This is a genomic window from Arthrobacter glacialis (assembly GCF_002909445.1).
GTDB lineage: Bacteria > Actinomycetota > Actinomycetes > Actinomycetales > Micrococcaceae > Specibacter > Specibacter glacialis.
In genome coordinates this window covers 94,152-107,006 of the sequence record NZ_PPXC01000012.1, presented here as the reverse complement: position 1 = coordinate 107,006, position 12,855 = coordinate 94,152, and the positions used below count along the sequence as shown (strand labels likewise).

General features: G+C 63.0%; 10 protein-coding genes. 8 read left to right on the top strand and 2 right to left on the bottom strand.

Annotated features, from left to right (window positions below; translation table 11 throughout):
* Positions 1–272 precede the first annotated feature (272 nt).
* The 8 genes from CVS27_RS14910 (at position 273) to CVS27_RS14875 (ending at position 10,060) form a co-directional block, all read left to right on the top strand.
* A complete protein-coding gene (locus CVS27_RS14910) occupies positions 273–1,373 on the top strand; it encodes a LacI family DNA-binding transcriptional regulator (RefSeq protein WP_103466639.1) in 1,101 nt (366 codons plus the stop codon).
* A 180-nt stretch (positions 1,374–1,553) separates the two neighbouring features.
* Positions 1,554–3,185, top strand: a complete 1,632-nt coding sequence (locus CVS27_RS14905) for an ABC transporter substrate-binding protein (protein ID WP_243400209.1) — start codon at positions 1,554–1,556, stop codon at positions 3,183–3,185.
* 3 nt (positions 3,186–3,188) lie between these two features.
* Positions 3,189–4,169, top strand: coding sequence for an ABC transporter permease (locus CVS27_RS14900; RefSeq protein WP_103466637.1), 981 nt, complete (start codon positions 3,189–3,191; stop codon positions 4,167–4,169).
* A complete protein-coding gene (locus CVS27_RS14895) occupies positions 4,166–5,083 on the top strand; it encodes an ABC transporter permease (protein ID WP_103466636.1) in 918 nt (305 codons plus the stop codon). Before CVS27_RS14900 ends, CVS27_RS14895 begins: the two co-directional genes overlap by 4 nt.
* Entirely contained in the window at positions 5,080–6,765 is a 1,686-nt protein-coding gene (locus tag CVS27_RS14890) for an ABC transporter ATP-binding protein (protein ID WP_103466635.1), read from the top strand. Before CVS27_RS14895 ends, CVS27_RS14890 begins: the two co-directional genes overlap by 4 nt.
* A gap of 53 nt (positions 6,766–6,818) precedes the next feature.
* Positions 6,819–7,634, top strand: coding sequence for an alpha/beta fold hydrolase (locus CVS27_RS14885; protein WP_165788319.1), 816 nt, complete (start codon positions 6,819–6,821; stop codon positions 7,632–7,634).
* A gap of 33 nt (positions 7,635–7,667) precedes the next feature.
* A complete protein-coding gene (locus CVS27_RS14880; protein WP_103466633.1) occupies positions 7,668–8,849 on the top strand; it encodes a glycoside hydrolase family 1 protein in 1,182 nt (393 codons plus the stop codon).
* A 134-nt stretch (positions 8,850–8,983) separates the two neighbouring features.
* Complete coding sequence (locus CVS27_RS14875) at positions 8,984–10,060, top strand: FUSC family protein (RefSeq protein ID WP_133162943.1); 1,077 nt, start codon at positions 8,984–8,986, stop codon at positions 10,058–10,060.
* A gap of 5 nt (positions 10,061–10,065) precedes the next feature.
* Here the strand turns inward: CVS27_RS14875 and CVS27_RS14870 are convergent, their stop codons facing one another.
* Together CVS27_RS14870 and CVS27_RS14865 are read right to left on the bottom strand one after the other, a co-directional pair.
* Positions 10,066–10,245 (bottom strand): hypothetical protein, encoded by a 180-nt coding sequence (locus tag CVS27_RS14870; protein WP_103466631.1) that lies wholly within the window; start codon positions 10,243–10,245, stop codon positions 10,066–10,068.
* Positions 10,246–10,259: 14 nt separating this feature from the next.
* Complete coding sequence (locus CVS27_RS14865) at positions 10,260–12,800, bottom strand: excinuclease ABC subunit UvrA (RefSeq protein ID WP_243400208.1); 2,541 nt, start codon at positions 12,798–12,800, stop codon at positions 10,260–10,262.
* Positions 12,801–12,855: the final 55 nt, after the last annotated feature.

The window sequence follows — 12,855 nt, the reverse complement described above, 5'->3', positions numbered from 1 at the left end:
CCCCTTGAAAGGAGGAGCCGAAATGACCATTACACATTTCGTTCATCCCGCTCCAGCACTGCGTACGCTACGGTGCACCTCGCGCCGGACCGTACACAGCAAAACAGCCCGTGCTGGCCAGCACGGGCTGTTTTGCGCCCGGTGAAGAACCCAGTTTGGTGGTGACACCTGCCTGCCCGTAGGACTCACTCCTCTAGTATTGAAGCTGGCGCTTTCCCTCTCCGTGGCACACGGGTCCGGAGTTCGCCCATGATCAAGCGAGGGGAGTACCAGTGACTAAGGCCCCAACGGTCTACGACGTCGCCGCTGACGCCGGAGTTTCGATAGCAACGGTTTCGAGGGTGCTGAGGCGTCCGGAAGACGTCCGTGCATCGACTCGCGAACGAGTCATGGACTCGGTCCGGGACCTCGGTTACGTCCCCAGTGGCTCGGCCAGAGGTCTCGCAGCACGTCGCACCGGCGCCCTCGGGCTCTACTTTCCTGGCTTTGACGCCATGGACGACATGGGGGAGCTCAGCGACCTTTTGGCCGACGCGTCGCCAAGCTACTCGTTTGTTGACGATGTTGGCGCCGCCCCAGAATCGCACCAGTTCAACCTGTACTTCGATGAAGTGTTGCGTGGCGCGGAACTTGAAGCATGGCGCCGCGGGTTCGCGCTCACAGTCGCCGTCGGCCGGGGTGGGCTCGCTGCCGATGCCGCACGAGACATGGCTGGTCGCGTCGATGGCCTGCTGGTGCTTGCCCAAAGTGTTCCTGACGCAGCGCTGGAGCAGTTGGCCCGGCGCATCCCCATCGTGGTGCTCGCAAGCGCGGCGCACAGTGGAGCCTTCGACAGCGTGACGGTGAGCAACCACGAGGGAATGCACGCCCTCACCGCGCACGTGATCGACGACCTGGGCATCCGTGACATCGCCTATGTAGCGGGACCGCTCGATTCGCCTGACGACAACGACCGCTGGGCTGGCTTCGAGTCTGCGCTGCTGGAGCGCGGCATGGATCCTGGAAGGGTGCGGTTGCGCCGAGGTGAATTCACGAGGGCCTCCGGCCGCCTTGCCGGAGCGTATCTTCTCGCTTCCGATGCCATGCCCAAGGCCGTCATCTGCGCCAATGACCAGATGGGGCTAGGCGTCCTTGACGCCCTGAACGAGGCCGGCATCCGCGTGCCCCAAGAGGTTGTCGTAACGGGATTTGATGGCATCGAGGCCGCCAATCTTTCGTCGCCGCGGCTTACCACTGTGCACCAGCCCATGGAGCTTGTGGGCCGTGCCGCCATACAGCTCATGCAGCGCAGGCTGGACGATCCAGAAGCCGAACCGGCCAGCATTCGGCTGCCGGTAAAGGTGCTTTTGCGGGAGAGCTCGGAGGGCTCGTAACACTGCGTGATTGGGCTGTGGGGGTCTTGCGGAACGGCAATGTATGCGCATACACTCTTGGAGATCAGTGGATGCTCAAGGCATCCCGGCGCAGCGCAGCCTTCACGGACTGCCTCGTGACAGTGAAGACATGAGGAAGCAAGAGTGTCAATGACGAACTCGAAAACGCGAACTAAACGAATGTCGGTGATCGCCGGAATCTCCGTTGCAGTCATGCTGATCTCGGCGTGCAGCATTCAGATACAGAGCGAGCCGGACCCCTCGATCCCCGATGACACCATGCTCATTGCCGCGGATAAGGGTTCGCCCATGTTCGAGAAGATTTTCAACCCGTATCTCTTCAACAAGCGGGTTGCGGCGAGCTACATCTACGAGCCGCTTACAGCAGTCAACGTCCTTGACGGGACGCAAACGCCCTGGCTGGCCGAAAAGGTGACGCTTCCGGATGCGCGCACCATCGACTACACGATTCGCCAAGGCGTCACCTGGTCTGACGGTGAGAAGTTCACACCCGAAGACGTGGTGTTCACCTTCAACCTCATCAAGAAATACCCAACGCTGGACATCAAAGGGGCATGGCAGCACATCGAGAGCGTCGAGATCGACGGCGACCACGTCGTGGTGCATCTCAAGGACGACGATGCGCCGGCCGCTGATGTTATCTCGCTGACTCTGATCGTGCCGGAACATATCTGGAAAGACGTAAAGGATCCAGACACCTGGCGGGATGAGAGCCCGGTGGGCACGGGCCCGTTCACGGTGGGCAACTTCTCCTCCCAGCAATACACGATGAACAAGAATCAGGACTACTGGCAGGCGGACAAGGTGGAGATCGAACACCTCGTACTGCCGGCGGCCACAAGCGAGCTCGACATCGTGACCAAGGGCTTCGATTGGGCCTACTCGTACATGAGCAACGTCGAGGGCACCTGGGGTGCTGCTAATCCGGACAACAAGAACTGGTTTCCGCCAGGCGGCGTGATCAGCCTGGTGCCCAATCTGGCCAAGGCGCCCTGGGACAACGCCGATCTGAGGCGGGGTATTGCCCTGGCCCTGGATCGGGACAAGATCGCCGACGCTGCCACGGAGGAGTACATGAGCAAAGCCGGCCAGACCGGGCTCATGCTGCCCAACCAGGAATCGGAGCTCAACCCCGACATTCCCAACGACGGTGTCATCGAGCAGGACACCGATGCGGCGCTCGCCTCGCTGGCAAAGGCCGGATACACCCTGGTCGACGGCACCCTGGTCGATGCCAAAGGCGCCCCGTTCACCTTTTCGGTGATGACGGCCAATGGCTACACCGACTGGCTGCGTGCAATCCAAGAGGTGCGCAAGCAACTCACCGCGATCGGAATCAACATGACCATCAAGCAACCCCAACCTGCCGGCTACCAGCAGTCGATACAGAACGGTGACTATGAGGTGGCGATGGGCGGCATGGGCGGCGGCGACATCTTCCAGGCCTACAACAGCCTGCTCTCGAGCGAGTTCCACGTTAAAGTCGGCGAGCTGGCACCGAGCAACTTCCAGCGTTACAGCAACCCGCAGACCGACGCCTTGCTGGCCCAGTACAAGGAAACAGTCGACCCGGCCAAACAGCTGGAGATCAGCCACCAGCTCCAGCAAATCGTGTACGACCAGCTGCCGGTGATCGGCCTTTATTACGGGGGGCTCTGGGGACTGTACAACACCTCCAAGTTCACGGGCTGGCCCACCGCGGACGATCCATACGCTCCACCGCAGACCTACGATTCGAGCCCGCTGCTCATCTTCACGAAGCTCAAGCTTGCCACCAAGGACGGTGAATAGTCCATGATGTACGTACTTCGGCGAATCGGCTTCTTCCTGCTCACCCTGTGGGCGGCCGTCACCCTGAACTTCCTGCTCCCGCGCATGATGCCTGGCTCCCCAACGGACGCGGCGATTGCCAAACTCGCCCAGAACGGGCCGGTGACTGACGCGACACGCAAAGCCATCGAGGCCCAGCTTGGGGTGCCGGACGGCAACATCTTCGAACAATATCTCGGATACCTGCACCAGGTCATCACCCTCGACTTCGGTGTCTCGTACACCTTCTATCCGCAGTCGGTCTCTGAAATGGTCTGGCAGGCTTTCCCCTATACCGTCATACTTGTCGGGTTCGTCACGATCATCGCCTTCGTGCTCGGAACCCTCATCGGGGTGCTCACCGCATGGAAGCGCAACACCTGGCTCGACGCCCTGCCCACCCTGACCGGCAGCTTTGCCAGCACCTTCCCGTACTTCTGGACGGCGCTGCTGCTGTTGTTCTTCCTGGGCTATGTCCTGCACCTGTTCCCCACCTCCGGCGCCTTCGGACCAACCGCCACCCCGGCGTTAACGTGGGATTTCTTCACGGACGTGCTGTACCACGCGGCTCTTCCGGCCCTCACGATCCTCATTACCTCGCTCGGCGGGTGGATCATCGGCATGCGCAACGCCATGATCAACACGCTTGGCGACGACTACGTGACGTTTGCCGAGGCCAACGGCCTGAAGGGACGCACCGTCGCCATCCGCTATGCGGCCCGCAACGCGATCCTGCCGAACCTCACGGGCTTCGGCCTGGCCCTCGGCGGCGTCGTCGGCGGCTCGGTGCTCGTGGAGCAGGTGTTTGGCTACCCGGGCATCGGCTACCTGCTGTTCAACGCCGTGATCGGCCAGGACTACCCGCTCATGCAGGCACTGTTTCTGATGATCACCGTCAGCGTGCTCATCGCAAACTTCCTCGTTGACATCATGTACGGGGTACTCGACCCAAGGACACGACGATGACAACCACACAGAACCTCACGAGCGCCACGGAAGCAGCAATAAAGCCGCCGCGCAGATTCGCCTTCATCACCCGATCGGCTGCAACCCTGTGGGCCAACTGGAAGTCACGGCTCGGGCTCATCATTCTCGCCTGCTTCATCCTTGTTGCCATCTTCGCGCCCCTTCTGGCTCCCTACGGCGCCTCACAGGATGGTTTCGAACGCAACGCGGACGCCAGCCCGGAGCACTGGTTTGGTACGACGGCGGCGGGCGAGGACGTGCTCAGCCAACTGATCTACGGATCGCAGATCAGCGTTGCTGTCGGCTTCATTGCGGGGCTGCTCTCCACCATCGTTGCCATGGTCATCGGCCTGAGCTGGGGATACATCCGCGGATTCGGCGCCGACGTCATCAACTTCATCGTCAACTTGTTCCTGGTCATCCCCGGGCTGCCGCTGATGATCGTGATCGCCGCCTACCTGCAAAACGGCGGACTCGTCATGATCGTCGCCGTCATCGTCATCACCGGGTGGGCGTGGGGCGCACGCGTGCTGCGTGCCCAAACGCAGACGCTGCGATCCCGCGACTTTGTCACGGCGGCGCGCTTCTCGGGGGAGCCGGCCTGGCGGATCGTGTTCAAGGAGATCCTGCCCAACATGACCTCGATCATCGCCGGCGGATTCTTCGGGGCAGCAACAAGCGCAATCCTCGCCGAGGCCGGGCTCGAATTTCTTGGCCTGGGCGACTCCAGCATCGTCAGCTGGGGCACCATCCTGTACTGGGCACAAAACTCCAACGCCCTCCTGACCGGGCAATGGATACTGCTGTTCGCTCCCGGTCTCTGCATCGCCCTGCTCGCCCTGAGCCTCACGCTCATCAACTTCGGTGTTGACGCGATCAGCAACCCCCGCCTACGTGAAGGGAAGTCACGATGAACCCCATTCTTGAGGTCAAGAATCTCTCTGTGGTCTATGAGTCAAGCGGTTTCAATGCCTTGCAGGCCGTGGACCATGTGTCATTTGCGCTCGAGGCCGGCGAATTCGTCGGCCTGGTCGGCGAGTCAGGCTCGGGCAAGTCAACGCTCGGGCTGGCGATCACCCGGCTGCAGAAACCGCCCGCCCGCACCAACGGCGGACAGATCTTCTTCCGGGGAAAGGACATTCGCGAGCTCGACGCCGAGACGTTGCGCCAGCAGCGTCAGGGCGGCTTCGCGATGGTGTTGCAGTCGGGCATGAACGCGCTCAACCCGGTGCGCACCATCCGCAACCATTTCATTGACATCTTCCGTGCCCACGGGCACGTCGGGAAGTCCGGGTGGGACGCCCGCCAAATCGAGCTCATGGAGAAGGTGGGGCTCCCGAAGGAGACCCTCGCCCGGTTCCCGGGCGAGCTGTCCGGCGGCATGCGCCAGCGGGTGTCCATAGCCCTCGCGCTCTCGCTTGAACCGCAGCTGATGGTTTTTGACGAGCCCACCACCGCCCTGGACGTGCTGGTGCAGCAGGCCATCATGGACACCATCAAGTCGCTGCAGAAATCCGAGGGATTCACCGCCGTCCTCATCAGCCATGACCTGGGCGTTGTGCTGGAATCGACGCAGCGGGTCCTGGTCATGCACGAGGGCCGCATCGTCGAAGATGCGCCAAGCCGCGACATTCTTGAGAACCCGCAAGACGAGTACACGCGGATGCTGCTGAGCCACTACGCCGACCCGCGTGCCGAGGTCGTGGAGCTGCCCGGCTTCCCCGATCGGGCCGGCCGGGACACGGGCGGTGCCGCCAGGACGGCGGGCGCCACTGCGAGGGATGGCCGTTCGTCCGACTCCGCGATCGTGGTCGACCACGTGTCAAAGGTGTACCCGCCGCCGCGCAGGGGCGAACAAGCCGTCACAGCGGTCGATGATGTGTCCTTCACACTCGAACCGGGCCAGTCACTTGCGCTCGTGGGCGCCTCCGGCAGTGGGAAATCGACCATCGCCAAGCTGATCACCGGCATTGAGAAGCCAACTGCCGGCACTGTTGAGTTTGGTCGGCTCGATGTTGCGCAACTTGGCAGGCGCCAGATTCGCGAACTGCACAAAAATGTGCAGATGATCTTCCAGGACCCCTACTCCGCACTGAACCCGCTGCATACCGTCGAATACACGCTGACGCGTCCGGTGGTGAACTTTGGCGGGCTTCGCGGCCCGGCAGCCAGAAAGCGGGTCCTCGAACTGCTCGAGACCGTTGGACTGGCCCCTGTGGAACAGTTTGCCGCCAAGCTGCCACACCAGCTCTCTGGCGGACAGCGTCAGCGCGTGGTCATTGCCCGTGCCCTCGCCAGCAACCCGCAGGTGCTCATCGCAGACGAGCCGGTGTCCATGCTTGACGTGTCACTGCGCGCAGGCGTGCTGGCACTTCTTGAGGATTTGCGTGCGCAGTGGGGCGTCAGCATGCTGTACATCACCCACGACCTGCTCAGCGCCCGGCTCGTGACCGAGAACATCATGGTGCTCAATGGCGGCCGGGTGGTAGAGCGCGGCAACACGGCCCAAGTGCTGCAGCATCCCGAGGATGAGTACACCATCCGCTTGCTGGACGCCGTGCCCAATCCTGCCCGGGCAAGGGGGGCTGCCGTATGAGCCTGGCCAGGATAGACGCGTTCGGGGCGCCCGCCGTGCCCGACGGCGTGTCGGTGGTCGGCATACAGGCCGGCGTCGGCCGGCTCAGCGCCTACCACGCCGAGCCGGTGGGAGAATCGCGGGGAACCGTTCTCATCGTTCCCGGCTTCACCGGGTCCAAAGAGGACTTCCGCGAGTTCCTGCCGCGGCTGTCCGCACTGGGATGGGACGTGTGGGCGTACAGCCAGCGTGGCCAGGGCGATTCTGCTGGGCCGGAGGGCATTGGCAACTACGCCCTGGACCTCTTTGCCGCGGATCTGCTCGAGGTGGCCGCGATCATTGGCAACGGCGCTCCCGTGCATCTGCTTGGCCACAGCTTTGGCGGCATCGTCGCACCGGAGGCCGCAATCGCCCGCCCCGAGGTATTTCTGAGTCTCACGCTGCTTTGTTCCGGTCCGCACGGCTGGCCCGGCCGGCTCGCCGATACGATCGAGGCACTTGCCCAAGGCGGCAGCGTTGGGCTCTGGAACCGGCACAACCCGCATACGATCGGGCTGGCCGACGGTTTGTTGACGCCGGAGGAGGCATTCCTTCGGCTGCGTGCGGTGCGCACCTCGAGCGACAACCTGCTGGCAGGAGCCCAGATACTGCGCACCCACGTTGACAGGAGCACCGAGATCGCCGCAACCGGACTTCCCGTGTTCATCGCCCACGGCGAGCACGACGACGCGTGGCCGATCGAGTGGCAGCACGCCATGGCCCGGCGCATCGACGCGGACTATCAGGTGATTGCCGCCGGGGCGCACTCGCCGCAGCTGGAAGCACCGGGGGCAACTGCCGTCCTGCTTGACCAGTTCTGGGCGCAGCATCCAATAGCCGCCGGTAGTTAACAACTTCATTCACACCGCAACTTCAGGAGTAACATGCTCACCTTTCCCAACGGCTTTTTGTGGGGCGCAGCTACAGCGGCCCACCAGATCGAGGGCAATAACGTCAACAGCAACTGGTGGATGATGGAGCATGCCGCAGGCTCGACCATCGTGGAGCCAAGCGGCGACGCCATGGACAGCTACCATCGCTACCGCGAAGACATGCGGCTGCTGGCCGACGCCGGGCTCAACTCCTACCGATTCAGCATTGAATGGGCACGCATCGAGCCCGAGCGCGGATTTGTGTCGCGCGCGGAGATTGACCATTATCGCCGCATGGTCGACGCCGCCCACGAGTTTGGACTCAATCCGACGGTGACGCTCATGCACTTCACCGTGCCGCGATGGATGTACAACGACGGCTTCTGGCGTGCTGGCGACGCCGCCGACCTCTTCGCCCGCTACACGGAATCGATCCTGCCGATCGTTTCTGATGGTGTTGACTACGTCTGCACCATCAACGAGCCCAATATCGCGGCGATGCTGGCCGGGGGAGAGGACGCGGCCAACCTCGTGGCCTTCGGGCTGCCCAACCCCGACCTGGCCGTGGCGGATGCACTCCTCGAGTCGCACAAGCGCTCCCGCGAGGTTCTCTCCAGTGTTTCGGGCCTCAAAACGGGGTGGACCGTTGCGACGCAGGCATTCCATTCCACCGGCGAGCCCGGTGCCGATGACAAGCTGCACGAATACGGCTATCCGCGTGACGACTGGTACCTTGAGCAGTCGGCAGGTGATGACTTCGTGGGCGTGCAGGCTTACACGCGCACCTTCATCGGACCGAACGGCCCGCTGCCCGTCGCCGACGACGTCGAAACGACGCTTACAGGCTGGGAGTTCTTTCCACAGGCGCTCGAACTCGGTGTGCGCAGCGCGTGGGAACTCAGCGGGGGAGTGCCTGTGATCGTGACGGAGAACGGCATAGCGACGGCCGATGACACCCGCCGCATCGCCTACACCGATGGTGCGCTGCGCGGCTTGCATGCCGCGATGTCCGACGGCGTCGAAGTGCTCGGCTACCAGCACTGGAGCGCCCTGGACAATTACGAGTGGGCCAGTGGCTTCCGCCCTACCTTCGGGCTCATCGCCGTTGATCGGGAGACGTTTGTGCGCACACCGAAGCCCAGCCTCGGCTGGCTGGGAGACGTGGCCAAGGCGAACGGACTGCCGGACGCCTAGCTCGAACTGCCCGCTGCACAGCCCAGTCACAGACATGGAGAAAATTCCGAAAAGGTGATTGGTTGGAGGTAGCACGGAGGGCATGGACCGGTGGGCTGGAAGGCAGGAGCATCGTGGGAGCGTTCGGAACTGGAATGAGATCCACCGTAACTGGGCAACGTGTGCTGCTCGCGGCCAAGACTGCCCTGGCAGTGGGGATTGCCTGGTGGTTGGCGCCCCTGATGCCCGGCGTGGTGGACGACTACCCGTACTACGCCCCCCTGGGTGTTCTGGTCAGCATGTATCCCACGTTCATGGGGTCCGTGCGGACGGGATTGCAAACGCTTTATGGCTTGATGCTGGGAATCCTCCTCGGCGCCGGGGTGCTGGCGTTTGGAACCCCAAACGTTATCTCTCTTTCTCTTGCAGTGGGAGCGGGAGTACTGCTGGCCGGCTTGCCGCTCCTCGGTGCCGGGCGGGACTACATCCCGGTGGCGACTCTGCTGGTTCTCATTATCGGGGGAAGCCAGGGCCAGGCATTCTCTCTGGGCTACGGCTTCCAAATGGTGCTCGGGGTGCTGGTGGGCTTGATGGTCAACGTAACGATTTTCCCGCCGCTGGCCCTCGACGCACCACAGGCGCGAATCCGCCGGGCACGGACCATTTTGATTGAACAGCTCGATGACGCCGCGGCTGCCCTTCGTGAGCTGTGGCCGCCCGACCATGAAGAGTGGGCCAGCCGGGGGCGCCTGCTGGAGGACGCCGTCGGAGAAGTCCGTGCAGCCGTGCATGAGGCAGCAGAGAGCCAACGCGCCAACCCGCGGGCCCGGCTCCGCTCCCGCCACCGGATCCTTTCGGACAGCTATGAGGATTTGGCGCTTCTGGAGAACATCACCTTCCATGTTCGGGACCTTTCCGAAGTCTTGGCCGGTGCAATCTGGGAAGGGCCCCTGGAGGTCCGGCTCAGGGATGGGCTGCGGGAGCCGTTGGGGAGCTGCCTGTCCGCGACGGCAGACGTGCTTCGAGCCTGGGATGACGGCAACGCCGGGCCTGATGTTTTCGACGAGGCCGCCAAGAGCCTGTCCAGTCTCACCGATGCGGTCGCCGCCACTCCGGCGTCTGACAGTGCATCACTGGCGCCTGGTGCCACAGTGGCCCTTGATGTCAGACGCATACTCACCGCCCTGCGGCGACGGCTCCTGCCGGACAACAGCGCAGGTGAGGCTGTTTGAGTCCCTCAGGGGCAGGAAGGGCCGGCCCCGACCCGGACCGCAGCCGCGGAAGCTTGGCGGATGTTGACCAGATCCACGCGCACGATCTCACGATACTGGCGATCGCGCAGCTGGTTGAACTTTTGCTGGTCCACGGGCGTGAAGAAGATCCGCTTGAGCGAGGACTTTATGGGTTTGGCGTTCATGGCGGCACCTCTTGTCAGCGTCGCGCCAATGCCAATGAAAGGTAGGCCGCGGTGCGGCCCATCCCTGCGGCGGCAACATCTTCCGGCGTGCCGGCGGCCATGATGCGTCCGCCGTCCGCTCCGCCGGAGGGGCCAAGATCGATGACCCAGTCGGCTGCAGCTACTACGTCCATGTCGTGTTCGACCACCACCACGGTGTTTCCGGCCTCCACGAGGCGGTTGAGCTGATGCACCAGCAATCTCACATCGGCGGGGTGCAGCCCTGTCGTGGGCTCATCGAGCAGATACAGGCTGTGACCCCGCGCAGGGCGTTGGAGTTCAGTAGCTAATTTGATGCGTTGGGCTTCCCCTCCGGAGAGTTCCGTTGCGGGCTGGCCAAGCCGGAGGTAGCCCAAGCCAACCTCACGCAGAGTCGACAAGCTTCGTGCAGCGGAGGGGATGGTGCCGAGCACTTCCGCCGCAGCGTCCACGCTTAGCTCAAGGATTTGCGCGATGTTTTTCCCTTGAAATTCAACAGCCAGGGTGTCGTCGTTGAAACGGGAACCGTGGCACTTCGAGCAAGGCCCGTAGCTCCCCGGCAGAAATAACAGCTCCACAGCCACCGCACCTTCACCGAGACACGTTTCACAGCGTCCACCAGGAACATTGAACGAGAACCGTCCGGCCGTGAAACCCCGTGCCCGCGCATCTTTGGTGGCAGCGAACTCACGCCGGACGGCGTCGAACAACCCCGTGTAGGTCGCAAGATTTGACCGCGGCGTCCGGCCAATGGGCCGCTGGTCCACTTGGACAACCCTTTCCCCATGTCTAAACCCAGATGTTTGACTGGCGCCTTGGATGCCGTGCCCAGCTGCAGCGCTGCTGAGCATTTCCAACAGGGTGGACTTGCCTGAACCGGACACCCCGGTGACGGCAGACAAGACTGCCCGCGGTATCTGGACAGTGATGTCCTGCAAGTTGTGCTTGGTCATCCCGGCAAGGTGCATCCAGCCTTGGTGGGTCCGCCTGAGGCCTGAAGTTCCAAGCGAAGACGACGCTGGCTGGGGTCCGCCTGTGGTGCCGGGCTGTGCCTGCGCGAAATAATTCTCCGACACCAGGCGGTCCAGCGGGGACGACGGCGAGGCGTTGCCCAGCAAATATGGGCGCGTGAGCGATTCCGGCACGTCGGCCAGGCCCTCGATGGGTCCGCTATAGAGTACCTGTCCACCTTGTTCGCCGGCCCGGGGCCCCACATCCACAAGCCAGTCGGCTTTGCGGACCATGTCCATGTTGTGTTCAACAATGAAAACGGTGTTACCTGATTTCTTCAGCTGCCCCAAGACTTCCAGCAGCGGTTCGGCGTCCGCCGGGTGCAGACCTGCGGATGGCTCATCCAAGACGTAGATGACCCCGAAGAGCCCGGAACGCAGCTGAGTGGCTATCCGCAGCCGTTGCATCTCGCCCGGCGAGAGCGTCGGGGTGCTTCGGCCAAGGCTCAGGTAGCCAAGGCCCAGATCCAATAGGACCGTAATGCGCTGAAGCAGATCCTGAGAAATCGCTGCGGCAACAGCCTCCCTGCTGCCATCATCCCCAGCCCGCTCAGCGGCGAGGGCGCGGAGGACCGCGGCGAGATTGCTTAAGGGCAAGGCGTTCATAGTGGAGATGTTGCGGCCGTCCACCGTCACCGCCAGAGCTTCGGGTTTCAGGCCGCTGCCTTCACACTCGGGGCAGGGTCCGGACTGCATGAACGTTCGGGCGCGCTCGCGCATGGGCTCACTTTTGGAGTCTGCGAGGGTGTGAAGCACATGGCGGCGTGCACTCCAAAACTTGCCCTTATACGGTTTTGCCACTCGGTCCCGCTGTGGCGTCACTTCCACGACCGGCTGCTCGTCGGTAAAGAGAATCCATTCGCGCTCCTTCAGCGGCAGCTTCTGCCAGGGCGTGTCGACGTCGTAACCCAGGTGGGTGAGGATGTCTCGAAGGTTTTTTCCCTGCCATGCTCCCGGCCAGGCGGCAACGGCACCTTCCCTGACGGTGAGGCTGGGATCAGGGACCAGCAGCTGTTCGGTGACGGTGTGGGCTGTGCCCAAGCCGTGGCACACAAGGCAGGCCCCTGCCGCTGTGTTGGGGGAGAACGAATCTGAGTACAAGATGTCTGCGCCATCGGGGTAGGCCCCCGCCCGCGAGAACAGCATGCGCAGGGAGTTTGACAGGGTTGTGACGGTCCCCACCGAGGAACGGGTGCTCGGCGTGCCGCGCTGCTGCTGCATGGCCACGGCCGGTGGAAGTCCTGAGATGGATTCCACACGCGGATTGTTGCCTTGTTGGATCAGGCGGCGCGCATAGGGTGCCACCGACTCAAAGTATCGGCGCTGGGCTTCCGCGAAGATGGTGCCAAACGCCAACGAGGATTTTCCGCTCCCGGAGATCCCGGTGAAGGCCACAATCGCATCGCGGGGGACGTCCACATCGACGTTTTTGAGGTTGTTCTCCCGGGCACCGCGCACTTGGACAAACCCTTGGCCCTGGCTTCCGAAGGCGGGATGGTGCGGGGCTGAGCCAAGTATAGTTGCCATCATTCGACACTAGGCCATGAGTTCCTGGGAACGGGAATCTCTACGCCGCTGGCTG